At 45.2% G+C, this 16,652-nt stretch carries 15 protein-coding genes; 2 read left to right on the forward strand and 13 right to left on the reverse strand.

Annotation, left to right across the window (positions count from 1 at the left end):
- Positions 1 to 93 precede the first annotated feature (93 nt).
- Positions 94 to 261 carry a DUF2897 family protein gene (locus tag J3P91_RS19120; protein ID WP_003183831.1) on the forward strand — a complete coding sequence of 56 codons (168 nt, stop codon included), beginning with the start codon at positions 94 to 96 and terminating at the stop codon, positions 259 to 261.
- Positions 262 to 421: 160 nt separating this feature from the next.
- Here the strand turns inward: J3P91_RS19120 and J3P91_RS19125 are convergent, their stop codons facing one another.
- The 4 genes from J3P91_RS19125 to J3P91_RS19140 all read right to left on the reverse strand — a co-directional run bounded on the left by J3P91_RS19125 (position 422) and on the right by J3P91_RS19140 (position 3,998).
- Positions 422 to 1,273 (reverse strand): urea carboxylase-associated family protein, encoded by an 852-nt coding sequence (locus J3P91_RS19125; protein WP_434601418.1) that lies wholly within the window; start codon positions 1,271 to 1,273, stop codon positions 422 to 424.
- A 15-nt stretch (positions 1,274 to 1,288) separates the two neighbouring features.
- The gene (locus J3P91_RS19130; protein ID WP_434601419.1) at positions 1,289 to 1,942 is read right to left on the reverse strand and encodes a GntR family transcriptional regulator; all 654 of its coding nucleotides are present in this window, start codon (positions 1,940 to 1,942) and stop codon (positions 1,289 to 1,291) included.
- Positions 1,943 to 2,053: 111 nt separating this feature from the next.
- Entirely contained in the window at positions 2,054 to 2,389 is a 336-nt protein-coding gene (locus tag J3P91_RS19135) for a ComEA family DNA-binding protein (protein ID WP_434601420.1), read from the reverse strand.
- Between the two features lie 562 nt (positions 2,390 to 2,951).
- The gene (locus J3P91_RS19140; protein ID WP_434601421.1) at positions 2,952 to 3,998 is read right to left on the reverse strand and encodes an acyltransferase; all 1,047 of its coding nucleotides are present in this window, start codon (positions 3,996 to 3,998) and stop codon (positions 2,952 to 2,954) included.
- 393 nt (positions 3,999 to 4,391) lie between these two features.
- On the opposite strand from J3P91_RS19140, the gene J3P91_RS19145 reads away from it, so the two are divergent.
- Positions 4,392 to 5,528, forward strand: coding sequence for an acyltransferase family protein (locus tag J3P91_RS19145; RefSeq protein WP_434601422.1), 1,137 nt, complete (start codon positions 4,392 to 4,394; stop codon positions 5,526 to 5,528).
- An 81-nt stretch (positions 5,529 to 5,609) separates the two neighbouring features.
- Here J3P91_RS19145 and J3P91_RS19150 read toward each other — a convergent pair whose 3' ends face one another.
- The 9 genes from J3P91_RS19150 to J3P91_RS19190 all read right to left on the reverse strand — a co-directional run bounded on the left by J3P91_RS19150 (position 5,610) and on the right by J3P91_RS19190 (position 16,632).
- Positions 5,610 to 7,604: a polysaccharide biosynthesis protein gene (locus tag J3P91_RS19150; protein ID WP_434601423.1), complete on the reverse strand. Its 1,995-nt coding sequence runs from the start codon at positions 7,602 to 7,604 to the stop codon at positions 5,610 to 5,612.
- A gap of 78 nt (positions 7,605 to 7,682) precedes the next feature.
- Positions 7,683 to 8,699 carry an MraY family glycosyltransferase gene (locus J3P91_RS19155; protein ID WP_434601424.1) on the reverse strand — a complete coding sequence of 339 codons (1,017 nt, stop codon included), beginning with the start codon at positions 8,697 to 8,699 and terminating at the stop codon, positions 7,683 to 7,685.
- Entirely contained in the window at positions 8,696 to 9,673 is a 978-nt protein-coding gene (locus J3P91_RS19160; RefSeq protein ID WP_434601425.1) for a UDP-glucose 4-epimerase family protein, read from the reverse strand. The genes J3P91_RS19155 and J3P91_RS19160 overlap by 4 nt, the downstream gene beginning before the upstream one ends.
- Before the next feature lie 31 nt (positions 9,674 to 9,704).
- Positions 9,705 to 10,826, reverse strand: coding sequence for a glycosyltransferase family 4 protein (locus tag J3P91_RS19165; protein ID WP_434601426.1), 1,122 nt, complete (start codon positions 10,824 to 10,826; stop codon positions 9,705 to 9,707).
- A gap of 162 nt (positions 10,827 to 10,988) precedes the next feature.
- Complete coding sequence (locus J3P91_RS19170) at positions 10,989 to 12,077, reverse strand: glycosyltransferase (RefSeq protein ID WP_434601427.1); 1,089 nt, start codon at positions 12,075 to 12,077, stop codon at positions 10,989 to 10,991.
- Positions 12,074 to 12,859 carry a glycosyltransferase family A protein gene (locus tag J3P91_RS19175; RefSeq protein ID WP_434601428.1) on the reverse strand — a complete coding sequence of 262 codons (786 nt, stop codon included), beginning with the start codon at positions 12,857 to 12,859 and terminating at the stop codon, positions 12,074 to 12,076. Before J3P91_RS19175 ends, J3P91_RS19170 begins: the two co-directional genes overlap by 4 nt.
- Entirely contained in the window at positions 12,856 to 14,100 is a 1,245-nt protein-coding gene (locus J3P91_RS19180) for an oligosaccharide flippase family protein (RefSeq protein WP_434601429.1), read from the reverse strand. Before J3P91_RS19180 ends, J3P91_RS19175 begins: the two co-directional genes overlap by 4 nt.
- Before the next feature lie 2 nt (positions 14,101 to 14,102).
- Positions 14,103 to 15,347 carry a hypothetical protein gene (locus J3P91_RS19185; protein WP_434601430.1) on the reverse strand — a complete coding sequence of 415 codons (1,245 nt, stop codon included), beginning with the start codon at positions 15,345 to 15,347 and terminating at the stop codon, positions 14,103 to 14,105.
- A gap of 184 nt (positions 15,348 to 15,531) precedes the next feature.
- Complete coding sequence (locus J3P91_RS19190; protein WP_434601431.1) at positions 15,532 to 16,632, reverse strand: LPS O-antigen chain length determinant protein WzzB; 1,101 nt, start codon at positions 16,630 to 16,632, stop codon at positions 15,532 to 15,534.
- Between the last annotated feature and the right edge of the window lie 20 nt (positions 16,633 to 16,652).

Genomic DNA, 16,652 nt, shown 5'->3' on the forward strand with positions numbered 1-16,652 from the left:
TATGGAACCACTGCGAACAGCCTTCGCTCATAAGTGGTAGGGGCAATGGCCAGCGAATACTCGCCTGGCCATTGCCCACTCAAGGAGAACCCTATGCCCTGGTATGCCTGGTTAATCCTGATCGTCGCCATCGGCTCGATCGTTGGCGGCCTGATGATGCTGCGCGACACCGCCAACAAAGTGGAACTGACGGATGAGCAACGTAAACGTGTTGCCGAGCGTAATGCGGAAATGGATGCGAAAGAAGCCAAGGATCGCTGATTCACACCGCTTTCGTGGCGAGGGAGCTTGCTCCCGCTGGGGCGCGAAGCGGCCCAAAAAACCTGCTGGCAAGGCGCGTGAGGCTAATCGAGTTCCGGGCCTTCGGGGCCGCTGCGCAGCCCAGCGGGAGCAAGCTCCCTCGCCACAGAGGCAGCCGCAGTTACTTCTCCCAATCCGCCTTGGCAATATGCAACCCATGCAGCCCCTTGTAAGCCGCCCGCTCCGGCTGACTCCAGCCCTGCAGCAACGACTCCTCCAACCGATAGATCTCCACCCCCAGCGGACGACAAACGCTTAAAGGATCCTGGGCATCCGGCCCCCACATCGCCAACGACAGGTCGCCCCCAGGACATGTCGACAGCGCACACAACAAATCAATCTCAGCGAAAAACTCCAGGTAATCGCCCTTCTGCGCAGGACAGGCCTTCATGAAATACATGTCGTCATGATTCAGCCCGGTGCATTGGAAAATATTCAACACATCGTGCACATCGAACTCGGTCAAACCATGAGGCAACACCGCCCGGGTCAGATTCGAGTGACAATGATGGTGGAAATCCTCACCGGTCAGCATCTTGTTCACATAAGGATCACACCGCGTCCCCAGCAAATCATGCAGGCGCCCGCCGTGCTCGTCGATGCCGTAGCCGGCCAGGCTATCATCCGTGATCGTGACCAGAGGCCGCAGAAACGGCAAGTTCGACCACAACCGATCGTGGGTACTGACATGCGCGCCCTGAAGTTGCCGAGTACGCGCAGCCCATAGGCGCTCCCGCGGATCATGGGCATTCCAGACGTTGAAGTCCCCCACTTGCGGCCCCACCGGCGTGGTGACACGAAATACATGCCCGGCCGGCACATGCCAAGCGCGACCGGTACGGATCGGCACCTCGAACTGCTCGATCAGCGTGCGCTTGTCTTGATCGGTGCGGATGCGCTCGTAGAAGGGTTTGTCTATTTGCAAGGCTGAGCCTTTGCTGGGTTGGTAGGCGGCTGGGTAGTTTTTGTGCATGGCGAGGTCCTTTTATCATTGAGGTGTGGCGGACGCCAACAATTGGAGAAGCAACTGTTCGGAATCGTCGAGATAAAGGTTCATACCCTCCAACGCCGCGAGCTTGTTGCCTTCAGCCAACCAGTCATGGATCTGCCGATCTCGGGCGAGCCAAGGCGCCTGGAAACGGGCCTCATCGGGAGCGGAACAAAACACCAGGCGCAGTTGGGCAACCACGTTGGTGAAAAACGCATCAAGCAAAGGACTGCGCATCAACCCGACGATGTGCTGATGGAACGCCAAACCGTGCGTCCCGACGGCACGCCAATCCTCGCGCTCACGAGCCAGTTCAGCCGCTTCAAGGGCTTCGAGCATCCGGTCGGACTGGTACTCGCTCAAAGGCTCGCTGACAACGATGGCCTGTAGCTCCAAGGTACGACGGACCTTGAACAGATCCCGCACGTCATCGCTACCCAACCTGCGGACCATCACCCCTTTGTTACGCGCATAGCGGGTGAGCCCTTCCTGGCCTAGACGGTGCAAAGCTTCGCGAATGGTGTTGCGTGATGCGTTGTAAGCCGATACCAGATTGTTTTCTACCAGCGCCATGCCTGGGATCAGGCGACCGCCGATGATATCGGCACGCAGTTCGAGGGTGATCTGGTCGGCCAAAGAAAGAGTGTCGGTCATGGCACGCCTTGGATTGTTGAACAATCGATTGCCATTAACCAACCATTTCTCGTGCCAAGATCCGACAGACATAAAAAAGGCCAGTCGATTCGACCGGCCTCCTTCGTTACCTCAGTTCACTTGCAGCTTGTCGCGATTCCTGTCGAGAATCGCCTTTCCGATCCCCTTGACCTCTAGTAACTCTTCTACCGATGAGAACGGCCCATTACTGTCACGATACGCAACAATCGCCTCAGCTTTGCCCTTGCCAACCCCGGACAGCTCCCGCTGCAGCGTCGCAGCATCTGCCCCATTGAGATCTACCTTGGCGCTTTGCGTTGTGGCCGGTTGCTCCACCGTTTGTGGCGCAGCCATCGTCAGAGGCTTGGCCGCTGGGGCCGCAATAGAGGCGATCGAGGTGCTGGCGAGAAAGGCAAAGATCAGCGAGTAGAAGTAGCCTGTACGCATAAAATGACGCTCCATGACATCGTTGAGAGAGAAGCAGCTTTTCCGAAGCTGCTCCCCAAACTTAGGCGAAGGAGGCAGGTTGTCAAAAATCGGAGTGTTGCAGGAAGCGTAATACTCATAGCTAAGCGCTCTATGGTCACAGTAAACCGATGCCCCACCTGGAGTAGGTGGGGTATGGATCACACTTGGTAGATGAGTTTTACGGATCGCAGAAAAACCTCACAACCAAGGCAAACACGAGCGAGGAAAGATAGCCTATAGGAGTAGAAAAACTTCCTAACTTTTTGAGGGAACAGCATATCTACGCTGCCGGAGTTAAGTTTCCACAAAGCAAAAAAATAATTAACGCAAGATGTGAACAGCCATTCTCTAGAACCTCATGAAAATGTTCTGACAAGCACGTCAAATATATAGAAAAATTTAATTCGTATCCCGCGCAAGCTTAACGACGCTTCTTATATAAGCAAAGCAAACCGGTGATGAAAACTTTGTAAGAAATCCATAACACCATGCATCTGCACCCAACGAAGCCAAGCCTAACCCCGACATCCAACCCGCCAAACTAAAAACCAATTATCCGCCCAAATTTAAAACGCGCCAGCAATGACACGAATATATAGGAAAGAAAAAAAACAATTAATGAAATTATAGGAAACTTCCAAACAAGCTCCAGAAAACCACCATCAACATAACAACAAAAAAAGTCAGCAACAAGATCCAAAAAAATCACATGAACAAGATAAATCCCAAAACTCGCATTACTTATACTAATCACAAACAGCTTAAACCAATTAATATTAACTAAAGAAAAGCCGCCACTAACATATTTTATAAAAACAAACCAACCAGCAGAGCCAAATATAACGGTCGGTGAGAAATTAGACGTAAAATCAGCAACCAACACACCCCTATTTTCCAACGTCAGCAAGAAAGTGAAGTAGCTAGTCATAAACGTTGACAGAACAATAACAACAACAGACGAGAAGGCATGAATTATATTATAGCTTCGTTTTCCAAGTAGATAGCCAAGTACAAAATAACCCATGTATCCGGTGGCGACAGACAAGTCAAGCTGGCTCCTCAGCGAGTAATATTTCTGTAGCAATGGAAGAACTGAAACCGCACAAAACCAAACCCCACAGTAAAAGATCAAAAGCGAGAGATCACTACCAATCGAAATCTTGCGCATCATTGGCAGAAAAAGATAACAACCGATTAGCGCATACATAAACCATAGATGATAACTCACAGGAAAAAAAAACATTTGCAAAACGCCGCCAAAATCCACATATCGCTGACTTTGATAGTAGATTTTCCATAAAACATAAATGACAGTCCAAAACGCCAAAGGAATTGCAATCCTACTGAACCGTTTAAAAAAAAATTTGGTTGCAGGCTCATCGAGATTCAATAGCAAAAAACCTGATGCCATAAAGAACAATGGCACGCAAGGACGCACTATAGCCTCATACAAATTGACCACCGCCCAATTTGAAGGACCTATCGTATTTAACTGATAATGATATGGCGCCGCGACATGTAGAAGGACCACCATTACAATCGCAACTAATTTAACCAAATGGATCCAGAAGTGCGTCTCATTATTCAATTCTGCGGCCCTTTATGTTTAAGCGGCATGCACCAAAGATTAGAAAACAGCAAGCAAAAATATTAACAGGTCGACACACTAACGCAGCGGATAGAAGACTACAAGATCCTTACACATGAGAATGAAAAAAATTTTCATCGCAGGTTGCTTTTTATTAGGGCGGTTTCGACTACCTTTTTTGAGGCACGCATGGCAATAGCTTTTATCCATTGAACGCTCCCTCCGCTTGTCATGCTCGTACACAGATACGTTAATATCGCATTGACAATAGCGACTCCAACAGAGTTTTTAGGTAGAATTGACAATTGATGCCGAACCCTGTGTATCATCTGGATGACTAACACAAAAAATCTATAGCAGGCGCAGTGATTGCGTCGATAATGAGCCAAAACAATGGACTTTGAATACAATCCGGAAACAATAATAATTTCCTCAACAATAATTCTATTGTTTATTATTTTCTCTTACTTATGGAAACATAAAATTGAAAGCGCTGAGATCCCTCACCAGTATAAGTTCATCAACGGTCTTCGTGGGCTAGCAGCAATATTTGTATTCATTAATCATGCACCATTTGCCCTCACAAATCTTGGAATTAACAATCAAATATTTTCCTCTTGGGGCCAGATATATCCCAATCTCGGCTCGTTCGGAGTGCAGATCTTTTTCTGCATTACCGGCTTTCTATTTTTTGATAAAATAATGAGTTCTGAAAAAATAGACTGGAACTCATTCTTCATTTCACGATTAAAAAGAGTTACACCTCTATATTATTTCTCATCCGCAGTAGTTCTATTAATCGCCCTTTCATTTACTACGCAAACGGTTTTCACAAAGGAAACCTTATTAACACTTGCAGGCATTAGCACTTTCAACTTTATTGACAACCCCCTCAAAATAGGCAATATCTCACTGATACCTTTAAGCTCTGTGACTTGGACATTAGTTCACGAATGGAGATTCTATGCCGCACTGCCAATAGTGGCTATATGTTATCGCAGCAAATATAAGTACGTGGCTCTGACGGCTGCTTTAACTCTCGCCGCGATAGACTTAGGAACCTCCGCAGTAGTTTGCTGGGCTTATTTTCTAACGGGAATAATCACAGCAGCTGTTCATAAGAAAAAAATCAACTACATGTTAAAGTTTTTTGCAGCCATTGTTGCCGCGATTACATTTGTAGTTACTTGCGGGGTATTGGAGATACCAGGTTACGGCTATATGAGATTTGCAATAACATCATTATTTTTTGTATGCATTACTATCTCAAACCCTCGCATACTCCACTTCCAATTCCTGAACAGACTAAGCGATATCAGTTATAGCATATACTTAATGCACTTACCTATAATATACATTGCGTTCAAATGCGCATCCACCTTTGTTGACTTATCTCAAATAGACAAAATTACTTTTTGGACAATCAATATAATAACTGTACCCGTGATTGTTGCCGTATCCACCTTAACTTTTGTGCACATAGGAAAAAAATATATGAACCCTCAAAAAAATATGATGACCGTTAAATAGACCAAGGGCCGCCCGCTCCTTGGTACGTATTGCGAACGCGGAAAGAGGTCGTGTCCGTCATGACGAGGCCTCTCAATAGGCTTAAGGGTCTAGACGCCGTTGCTGATAGATATAATCAACTATTTCACCGTCAGGTGTATAGCCGCTGACAGTTTCCCTTAGCATCTGGCGCACTAAGCTGTAGTCATCATTGCTAACCGCGGCAATAAGTTCAGCAAGTTTAGTCTTTAAAGTGTCCCAAGGAATAAAATCTTCATTCGCGCGCATTATCATAGGGTGCTGGGTTGCAGCCACATTGTCGCCTATTAGAAGCTCTTCATATAGTTTCTCACCAGGACGCAAGCCAGTAAATTCAATGGAAATATCGCCGTGGATGTTTTTCTCCGAGCGAACGCTAAGTCCAGATAAATGCACCATTCGCTCAGCTAGTTCAACAATTTTCACCGGCTCCCCCATATCTAAAACAAATACATCCCCACCCTGCCCCATAGAGCCAGCCTGAATTACTAACTGCGCGGCTTCTGGTATCGTCATGAAATATCGAGTAATTTTGGGATGCGTAACAGTGAGAGGTCCACCAGACTGTATCTGCTTATGGAACAAGGGAATGACCGAACCAGAGGAACCTAAAACGTTCCCAAACCTGACCATGGTAAATCTTGTTTTGTTTAGCCGAGATATATTAGCTCCATCTTCAAACATAACCGGAGCCGCTTCCCGACTTAGTGCTTGGAGAGTTAACTCGGCTAAACGCTTTGTACTGCCCATTATATTAGTTGGGCGCACAGCCTTATCGGTAGAGATAAGAACAAAATTTTCCACTCCGGCTTGCACCGCTGCTTGAGCCGTGTAGAGGGTACCCAGGACATTATTTAATATACCTTCGGCAATATTGTGCTCCACCATTGGCACATGCTTATAGGCAGCAGCATGATACACGGTATTCACATGCCAAGATTTCATAACATCTAAAAGCTTTGATTGGCTCCGCACCGAACCGAGAATCGGTAGCAGTTTAATTGATAACGACTCCCTCGAAACGCGTTGCTCTAGCTCAGTTAAAATACTGTATAAATTAAATTCGCTGTGTTCTAACAATAAAAGCGTGGTCGGTTGTAGTTCTACAATTTGCCGACACAGCTCAGATCCTATAGACCCACCTGCACCAGTAACGAGAACCACTTGATTCTTGATGCAATGCTCAAGTAGCTCGTTTTGGGCAGGTACAGGATCGCGCCCGAGCAAGTCTGCAATATCGACTTCTTGAATGTCATCAACCTTAACTCGGCCACTCGCTAGATCCATGAAACCTGGTACGCTACGAACATGGAGAGGGAATCCTTCAAGAAAACTTAAAATCTCTCTCCGACGAGCCCTATTGGCGGATGGAATAGCTAATAGTATTTCTTGGGCCCCCGTCGCTTCAATCATTTGCTGAACATGCTTGGGCTTATAAACCTGCAGGCCAGAGATGATCCTATCAGCAATACTGCTATCATCATCAATAAACGCAACTGGCCTCATTACTCGTCCCATCCGTAAAGCCGCGACAAGCTGGTTTCCCGCCGCGCCAGCTCCGTAAACGGCTACTCGAGTTAAACCATTATCTCTATTTGAAAATGGAGCATATTGAGCGGCGGAGAACCAATCGCCTAAAAAATACTGCCTCATAGCGAGTCGCAGACCACCAACCATTATTAGACTTAGCCACCAATAATTAAATATGATGGACCGAGGGACTACATTCTCATGATTGCTATACCAGAATACCACTACACCGAGAGTGAGCGAGGAGAGTGAAACCGCTTTTATAATGGCCACAAGCGCATCATTGCCAAAGTAGCGCATCACCGCACGATACATTCCGAATTTCACAAATAACGGTAGGGCAACAATAGGCGCACTTATGAAAAGCCATAGGTGCTGGATAAAAGGATTGATCAGTTCGTCCACGCCTAAACGCACAACAAACGCCATCCACAGCGCCATCCAGACCAGAAGAACATCAGTGCCAACTTGAAGCAATCGTTTCTGTCGGCGCGGCAAGCCTAGAAGCAACTCTCGTATCTTATCCATTAACCCCCCAACCACTTTAACTACGCCCTTAGCCCATATTGCAACAATTATATCTGAGCACCTTTTTTTTGGCCGGAGTCATTTATGCTCGAGGTCACCGGCGTTGAATTTGGCGGCTATCAGTATGAGTGGGATATAAGTAACAAGTAAAGCGAATACTCCATCCACGACACCAACCGTAACGAGATATGCGATGGGCAATAACCATACGATATTAATAACTGCTATCGCCAAAGTAACTATTTTATGGCTACCGAATCGACGCGAAGCAAATTGATAGGCATGACTACGATGAGCCTCATAGACCTTGTCCCCTCTTAATATCCGGCGCAAGAGTGTAAATGTCGCATCGACAATAAACACCCCTAACAGTATCAGCCAAACCCACAAAAATTTAGCAGAAGCGGCAAAAGCTTGCAGAGATAACGTTGCGAGGATGACACCTAAGAACCCACTTCCCGCATCCCCCATAAATATTCGAGCCGGCGGAAAATTCCAATATAGAAAACCTATAACGGCAGATCCCAAGAACAGCGGAGACCAAATCAAATACTCGAATCCACTGATATAGTACAGGAAGGCCGCGCCAAGGCACGCTGTGATTGCTTCAATACTAGCAAGGCCATCTATGCCATCCATAAAATTGTATAAATTCAACAACCAGACTATATAAAACAGCGCAAATATATAAGCAAGAATACCTAGATCAAAATTCAGGCCAAATAGAGTAAGAGGCGGTAAGCTTCCGTTCCAATAAAGCACCCAGCAACCTGACAAAAAATGTCCGACAAGCCTCCATCGTGCCGCTATATGACCGTGATCATCGAAAAACCCTAATAATGCGACGGCTCCACCTGCGCCAACAACTGAAACAGTGTGTTCCCAAGATATAAAGCCGCCGAAATGAAGTATGGGCAGGCATAATAGAAAACTTAAGACAATAGCTACCCCTCCACCACGAGGGGTGGGGACGGAGTGTGAGCTACGAAGATTAGGAATATCTATAAGGCTATGAGACATAGCATAATTTCGGAGCTGTTTAGTCAGCCATAAAGAACAAAGACAGACTACGGGCAAAATCAGCCAAGCGCTCATCGGCTTGTATTCCCTTTAAAATGGATTACAGTTTTTCTTAGCGCCTCGTTTAAAGCAACGGGTGGTGTCCACCCCAAAAGCTCGCGATTTTTTGTAATATCTACTTGTAAATTACCGCAAAGCCTATCGGAAAGACTTTTTTTACCGACTATAAAAAAAAGCACTTTGATAACGTTTACTGGAAAAGGGAACAATCTACTACTTCTCCCTAAGGCATAAGCGATTCTTTTCAATAGTTCAGAGGTTGATACATCTTCGCCATCGCTAATCAAAAAAGTTTCATTGGCCGCTGCGGGGTGCCCCAAGCAGTGAAAGATAAAATCGACCAGGTTGTCTAAAGCGACAAAGCTCCTTTGGTTACGAATCCGGCCAAACGGAAGTGGTATCCCCTTGTCGATCACGTTCATCATTGTCAAAAAATTTGCTTTAACTCCTGGACCATACACCAAGGTAGGCCTAATAATCACAACCTGCATTGATGTTTCAGCTGCAATTTTTTTGAGTCCCAACTCAGCTTCGTATTTTGAAATACCATATTCGTCCACCGGATTAGGGGGGGAGTCAGCTCTATAAGGCTTATTAAGCGGCGAGCCCTCACCATTCACTTTGATAGAGCTTATAAAAATAAACCGTTGTACTCCGCATGCGGCCGCTTGAGACGCAAGCTGCAACGTTCCGGCGACATTGACTTCTCTATACAGAGCCATGGAGTTGGCTCTCGTGGAATTCATGATATGTACACGTGCTGCGGAATGCACTACGAGATCCACTCCTTCCAGCGCTTGACTCCAACATTGCTCAGAACTCAGGCCGTTAATTACTGCGGACTCAATCGCAGGCCCGAATTTTGCGCTACTGTCACGAGTGGACACCCGTATATTGAACAGACTACGTTGGGACAAATCATTAAGAATTGCTCTTCCAACAAATCCGGAAGCTCCGGTCAAAAGCACTGTTTTTTTTGAAGAATCCATAACTCACCATGAACGGCGTATAAAGAACTACTTAAATGAAGTAGCCCATTAATCGGTCATTGACCAAACGAGCATCATATTTTTGCTGTGCTAAATTAAAACTCTGCAGGCCCATGATCCTAATTTGCTCTGGATTATCCACAAAATATAACATTTTTTCCGCCAGTGCCTGTGAAGACCAAGGCGGTACGAGAAAGCCATTGACTCCATCATTAACAGTATCTCGACAACCAGGCACATCAGTCGTGATGACCGGGCGACCGATAGCCATCGCCTCCTGAGTGCTCCTTGGAACCCCCTCTCTGTAAGAGGGGAGTACAAATACACTTGCGTTATTTATCCATGCCGTAACGTCATCCACGTGGCCTTGGTGGTCTACTAGGCCCTCCTTAATAAGTGCCTTCAACTCGTCCTTTGATAGACTGCCAGGATTGGTCTCATCCAGTCCACCTAGCATTATGAACTTAGATTCCGGTGATGTTTGTTTAACAAGCCTCGCTGCATGAATAAACTCATTTATGCCCTTGTCGGCGAGTAAGCGTCCAACAAAAATAAAGCTCACCGGATCTGTTGGAGGGGGAGTGTACGGGTAGTCTGACAACTTCAAACCTATCCCTCCCAAAACGTCTATCTTTGGTACTTTCAGCCGATACCGAGCAATGAGATCAATCGGATCATCATTATTTAGAAAGATTACTCGCTCCAAGAAGGGAAAAGAAATTCTGTATAGCGTTACCTGTACATGCTTCAGAATTTTATTTCTGATATGACTACCACCCGGACGCTCTGTAAACACGTACCCGAGCCCCTCCAACATTGCTATGCGTCTTTTTACGCCAGCAACAACGGCCGCGAGCGTGCCAAAAATGACCGGCTTAGAGAAGTAGCTGAACACCAAGTCTGGTGAAATATGCCTCAGAATTTTAGATAATTTATATGTATTAATTATATCGGTTAAAGGATTTAACCCAGCACGGCTAAACATATAATTAACCGGTTCCGCCCCTAGAGCCCGGACCCTCTCTCGAGTATCCGGATTGAAGTCTAGAGCTAAAGCAAAAACCTGATGGCCCTTTTCGACTAAAGCACTAATCAAATCTGCTCTGAATCCTAGAACACAAGCTGCTGTGGTTCCGATTAAAACTATTTTCATCAAATTATCCAAAAATCCTGGCAGTTAATCAAAAAGCACCGATCAACCAGTACGGCCTTCACCAAGCAAAAACTCAGGGGAGCCCCTTCTCTACGGGCGAAATGACAGCTACATAGCCGCCCATATGGTCCCACAACGAGAATATCAGCTATTGTGCCTGAATCAATTCTGATATAGCTGCAACCACTTGGCAACAATTGTCTCAATAGAGTAATTTGCGATAATTCTTTCCTTGGCACGATAGCCCAGTGATCGGGCGTCAGCCGCATCCAGCTTTAGCGCCGACTCCATAGCAGTGGCCAGATCCTTAGGGCGGCCAGGAGCAACCAAAATCCCTTGCTCGCCCACTACCTCCCTGACCCCGCCGCAGTCAGTAGCAACTACGACCCTCTCAGCGGCCATAGCCTCAGCTACCACAAGCCCGAATCCTTCCCATGCCGACGACAAAACGTAAACGTCAGCCGAGCTGTAAAACAGCTCAACATCCTGCCTCATCCCCCAAAATTTTACTCTATCACCTATATTAAGCCTTTGGCTAAGTAAGATAAGCTCCTCCATCAGCTCACCATCGCCAATTATCCAAAGAGTTAAATTTTTGTTGTTTTGATATACAACACTAAAAGCGACAAGTAACCCAGGATAATTCTTTGCTTCAACTAAACGCCCCACAGCTAGTATGACTTTATCCTCATCCCCGATGCCTTCTGCTCTCCTGATACACGAGCGAACTTCAGGCTTAAAACTAAACTTATCGATATCTATGCCGTTGGGAATAGCGAGCATATGACCACGCCTAACTGCTCCTTTACGCTCGAAGGCATCGACTGCCCCTTGGCTCACGTTAGTAGTGATACTGGCTATAAAGTTTGTTATACGGTACGCAAACATACGAAGACGACCGCCTTCGTTATTACTATGGGCTGTACAGATTAGTCGCGGCACGCGGACGATCAGTCTAGCTATACGAGCAACAATGTTAGCGTGATACATATGCGAATGCATCACATCAGGCTTAAACTGACGGACTAACGATTGAACACGAAATATACAACGAATGAAGCTTAGGCCAGACTTAGTACAACCTAACCCCAGAGTTGTGATACTCATACCCGGAGAAATTAAGGCGCCGCGACCTGTCATGTAAGCAATCAATACCTCGTGACCTTTTTGTGTTAGCCGCTCAGCTAGGTCAAGTACTTGTCGCTCTGCGCCACCTACATCCAAGCTCGTAATAAGAAATAATATTTTCATGACAACCTTTTCAGCAGCATGTAAAAATAGCACTGAGCGGAACGTATGAGGTATTTAGCTTTGTACAGGGGGTTACTTTCGCGATTTATCTGCGCCCAATAGAAAACTAAAAACCCATTTGGATTCTTGCGCAAATTTGAAGAAAAATTCTTAGAATATCCATCTTCTAAATAATCGCACAAATACAATATAGTCTCCGAAAAAAACCAAACCGCTCCTTCGTCTGCAATCTGATTCCAAATATATAATTCAGGTACAAATTTTTCGCCAGAAAACACAGGGAAAGGATACTTTAAAAAACATGCCGTTTTGAACAAGTACGCTAGATCCCCTTTGAATAAATGTCCAGCTTCAGTCGGTGCCAGAACCAGCGGCAAATTATCAGACTTTATTTTTTCCCCTACCAGACGCATGTCAAAATATGCTTTTCGGTAACATAAACCTACTACCGAACTGTTCTCGGGAGGTAAAGCACCGGTAATGACCTCTATGGCTACAGGCACTAAAGCATCATCACTGTCTACTACTAGCACCCATGAACCACGTGCGTACGTCACCCCTTTGTTTAGAGCAATGTGCTTTCCGCTATTAACTTGGCTAATGATTCTAACGTCGAAGCCAGCCAAGTGGGAATATTCGTTCAGCAATTCTAAGCTGCCATCGCAGCTACCATCGTCCACGACCACCCACTCAAAATTCATTGACGTTTGAGCGCGCAAACTATTGAAAAGCCTGGGTAGCGTATTCTCTCTATTGTATGTAGCCGTAAGTATCGTAATCACACGTCATTTCCGTTCGCAGGTTTCATGGCAAGATGTAAGACTACCCAAATCAATACTATAAACAAAAAAAACTCGGCTACTACAAACCCCACCACAGCCCCATGAACACCATGCCAAAATGATAACAACGCCGCGAGCACCAGTGAGGCGACTGAAAAAAACATCATAAGGAAGCTCATTATTTTGTCTTTCCCCATGGGAATGAGCATACATAGGCTAAGAGCTTGATTAGCTAATCTGAAAGGAATTATCCAGACAAATATCTTCAATATGCCGCTTGCGATTAAAAACTCTTTACCAAGCACCAACTGTATTATGAAATCTCCCAAGCTAAATATCAATCCAGCAAAAAGACTCCCCAACAAGAACATTGCAATCACAATAAGGAACGAAAGGCGAAGAGTCTTAGCTTCAGAAGAAATAAATTGACGATTTAAATATGGAAAAAAACCTATAAGAATAGGATTTACAAAACCGACAAAACCACGAATTATTTTCTCTGCGGGGACATAAGAAGCTACCGCAGCTGCGCCGGAGGTCGCCCCCACGAGAGACGGCCCCGCGCTCAACAGTATATTATTTGAGCTTTTATAAATGAATACGTGAAACCCGATTCTAAGTTGCTCAACTCCACCGCGAAGCATCAGCCTAAGACTACTGACATAATTAGCACACATAATATTGCCAATGAGTGTATTGGCTAACCCGAACGCTGCCATGATTCCGAGAGCCAGAACGGCATCCGAACTATTGTTAACAAACAGATACAGGCAAAACAGACTGGAAAACCGGATAATTACCTCTAACGTAATTACCAAGCTAATTTTTTCAAGCCCCTGAAAAAACCAAAAAGGACTGAAGCCGAACGCCAAAAAGTAAAGGTAACCAGCCAAAACCATTTTACTATCAAAAACCGGTGATCCTTTGACAAGGTAGGCTAGAGCGCCCAGTGTAGTTACTGCAGTCACAATAATCAGTTTCGCAGATAGTACTTCACAGAAAAGCTTAGACAATTCAGTAGTATCGTTCCGAGCCAATGCTATTTGGCGAGATCCGCTTAAGGAGAATCCATATTCAACGACCAAGGAGCATAATAACGCTACCGACTGAATGAGGACAACTTTCCCATATTCTTGGACTCCTAATGCTCGAGCCAGGATAGGAATTTCAAGTATAGGTATCAGGTATGCGCTCAGCTGGGCAAAAAATAGGAACCCCATATTTTTAATAAGATACTTCATAGTCAGTTATTTGCCTGAGCCACAGAAACTGGCGCCGAGTCAGTGTATGCACTCTCCCTACCCAAACGAGAGAGCCAAGACAACATAATGGCCCAATATCCCCACTCCGACATCTCTGAACTTAGAGGATGAAAAAGCAATACAAAACAATAGCAAGCGGCGCCTAAAATTGCCGCCAGTTTATAATAAGACGTTGCCTTGAGGGTTGCCCCTCCAAACCACTCTCGCATAGAGAACAACAATGGAGGAGTAATTACGATAATAAGCAGCCCGATTTCACCAAAAATGCCGAGATCGCCAAGTATCGCTAGATACACATTATGGATCACCATTGGTAGCCCATTTACAAGCGAAGTGGATGTCTGAAATCCGCATCCAATAGGGAGGCATCTTTCTGCGTTCAGCACCCCATCAATGATCATTTTTGATCTAATGGGATCACCTTCAAATAGTCTATTAATGACCAACAGAGAGTTGTTATCAAAAAAACTATAGATAATATCTAAATTAAACATCGCCAGCAGACCTGCACAAAACAAAATCACCGCTATGCTGGAAAGAAATTTTGCCGTATTAACTACAAACATCAACGAAGAGTACGCCGCTATTATTATCGCGAACCAGAGAAAACCTGTACGACTAGAATCTGCTAGCAATAAAAAAACAGAAACCAATATTAGACTTGCCGGCACTAAATTTTTATAGGTAACACCACTAAGAAGCTTTGCTATAAGAAAGGAAACAAAAAAAGCGTTTGTTTTCCAAAGCACCCCTGGGTAAGCGAATACGCTACCTTGGCGTCCATCTCCCAACTGGATATAATATTCTGTAAAGATGTATTTACACAAAACAAAAACCGTGAATCCCATTACCGTCGATATCGCGGCGATATCATATAGATGTTCTATTTTCAAGTGACTACAGTTGACACATAACACTATCAATAGAGCATAAATCAATAAAATCTTTAACGCTTGATAGGCCGTGTATGGTTCAAAGTTAACTATGCTGACGAGCAAAAGGGCAAAAATCAATAGAGCAAATCCAACTGTTGCGCTGAGAAATGTTAAATCCTTGAATACCTTACTCAAGCCTCCAGTAGTAACGCCTACCAGAAAAACGACACCCCATAAAGCCCAATAACCCAAAGGAGTGATGACATTCCGAAGATCACCAAGTGTCACAAGAAGACAAGCAGATAGAACAATATAGAATGGAATCCCTCTCTCAATTACCATACTGTTCATACTCCAGCCACACAGCAACCATCCAACCTAGGCACAACACGTTTTTTGTTAGGCATCCCTTTGATTACCACACACACCTAGTACCTCAGTACATATCCGAAATTTTACAACTTTCAAGGGGCTGTTAAGTCTTTGGACAAGATTTATTCCCAATCTTTCCCGCATAGCAGCCCCCTTAAATTTATCAGCATTTTTTACTTTTACTGGTCTCTGTAAGATATTTAATAATAGAGATCAGAAAACCCAGCATCAGCCCCAGTATCAACCCCAGCGCTATAATTAGATTTTTCTTAGGTTGAACAGGAGTATCAGGTCGACTCACTTCACCGTCTTGTCTGTACACCCATACATCGGAAGACTTAACTTCAAGACTCTTGTAAAACTCATATTTTATTTGAAGATCTCTCAAATCTTTCACAAATGGGTCGTCTGATTGACGTTGCTCTAAATTTTGAATCTCAGCCTTTAGCGCTTTGGAGCCACGCATATAAAGGACTTGCCCGTCCAAACTTCCCGCTAATTCGACAGTAGGACTACCCGTGATTATAGGCGGCTTATCCAAGCCGATTTGTTCGGCTACACGCAACGCTTCGCGTAACTTGGCTATCGAGTCTTGTCGGCGCCGCACTCCGCTTTCCCGAATGGAATTTATTTGTTGCAGTAGATTCCGCGCTCTAACTTGACATTCCGTGGTGACATTCTTTATTAATTCGTCTTTCGCCATCTCGCTAGCGCGCTCAACGTAAAGCTGTACCCATTTGCTAGCTAAATCCGGATCCAAAGCCTGTACGGCAATCGCTGATTGATCTCCTGCGTCTCTGGCCGGAAGCGTTACAACCAACATTTTAGAGAATCGGGAATAGAGAGCATCCTTTGCTCCTTTTCGTTCTTCATCCGAGAGGGATGGTAAATATACACTGTCGAAGAACTCGCGACGTAGGGACTCAGAATTGAGTATCCGGAGAAAAATGGTATATACATCTTTTATAGTAAGAGGAACGAGATCGTATTCGGGGGTCCGACCATAATTAAAGTTTGCAATATCATTTTGCGTTGGTGGTATGGTAAAAAGTTTTGCCTCGTAGACTGGCTTTGCTGTAAACGCATAAGCCGCAGCAAAAATTGTTGACAGAAGAGCGACAGATAATATCAGCCATTTTTTCCGCCAAACTGAATGAACCAACGCTTGTAGATTAATTTCTACGTCACTCCCTGCCCCAGATGTGCCGCTTTGCATACCCCACTCGCCCTTCTCTTTATGGCACTCACCACGGGTGAGGTGCACGTTGCCCTTAATTTACGTTT

It is taken from the genome of Pseudomonas sp. Z4-7, assembly GCF_051131965.1.
Classification (GTDB): domain Bacteria; phylum Pseudomonadota; class Gammaproteobacteria; order Pseudomonadales; family Pseudomonadaceae; genus Aquipseudomonas.

What these genes read in the sequence shown, in the direction of transcription:
- J3P91_RS19130 (WP_434601419.1), bottom strand. Translation starts at nt 1,942, where the DNA reads ATGACCGACACTCTTTCTTTGGCCGACCAGATCACCCTCGAACTGCGT.
- J3P91_RS19125 (WP_434601418.1), bottom strand. Translation starts at nt 1,273, where the DNA reads ATGCACAAAAACTACCCAGCCGCCTACCAACCCAGCAAAGGCTCAGCC.
- J3P91_RS19180 (WP_434601429.1), bottom strand. Translation starts at nt 14,100, where the DNA reads ATGAAGTATCTTATTAAAAATATGGGGTTCCTATTTTTTGCCCAGCTG.
- J3P91_RS19120 (WP_003183831.1), top strand. Translation starts at nt 94, where the DNA reads ATGCCCTGGTATGCCTGGTTAATCCTGATCGTCGCCATCGGCTCGATC.
- J3P91_RS19160 (WP_434601425.1), bottom strand. Translation starts at nt 9,673, where the DNA reads ATGGATTCTTCAAAAAAAACAGTGCTTTTGACCGGAGCTTCCGGATTT.
- J3P91_RS19135 (WP_434601420.1), bottom strand. Translation starts at nt 2,389, where the DNA reads ATGCGTACAGGCTACTTCTACTCGCTGATCTTTGCCTTTCTCGCCAGC.
- J3P91_RS19165 (WP_434601426.1), bottom strand. Translation starts at nt 10,826, where the DNA reads ATGAAAATAGTTTTAATCGGAACCACAGCAGCTTGTGTTCTAGGATTC.
- J3P91_RS19155 (WP_434601424.1), bottom strand. Translation starts at nt 8,699, where the DNA reads ATGAGCGCTTGGCTGATTTTGCCCGTAGTCTGTCTTTGTTCTTTATGG.
- J3P91_RS19145 (WP_434601422.1), top strand. Translation starts at nt 4,392, where the DNA reads ATGGACTTTGAATACAATCCGGAAACAATAATAATTTCCTCAACAATA.
- J3P91_RS19170 (WP_434601427.1), bottom strand. Translation starts at nt 12,077, where the DNA reads ATGAAAATATTATTTCTTATTACGAGCTTGGATGTAGGTGGCGCAGAG.
- J3P91_RS19150 (WP_434601423.1), bottom strand. Translation starts at nt 7,604, where the DNA reads ATGGATAAGATACGAGAGTTGCTTCTAGGCTTGCCGCGCCGACAGAAA.
- J3P91_RS19185 (WP_434601430.1), bottom strand. Translation starts at nt 15,347, where the DNA reads ATGAACAGTATGGTAATTGAGAGAGGGATTCCATTCTATATTGTTCTA.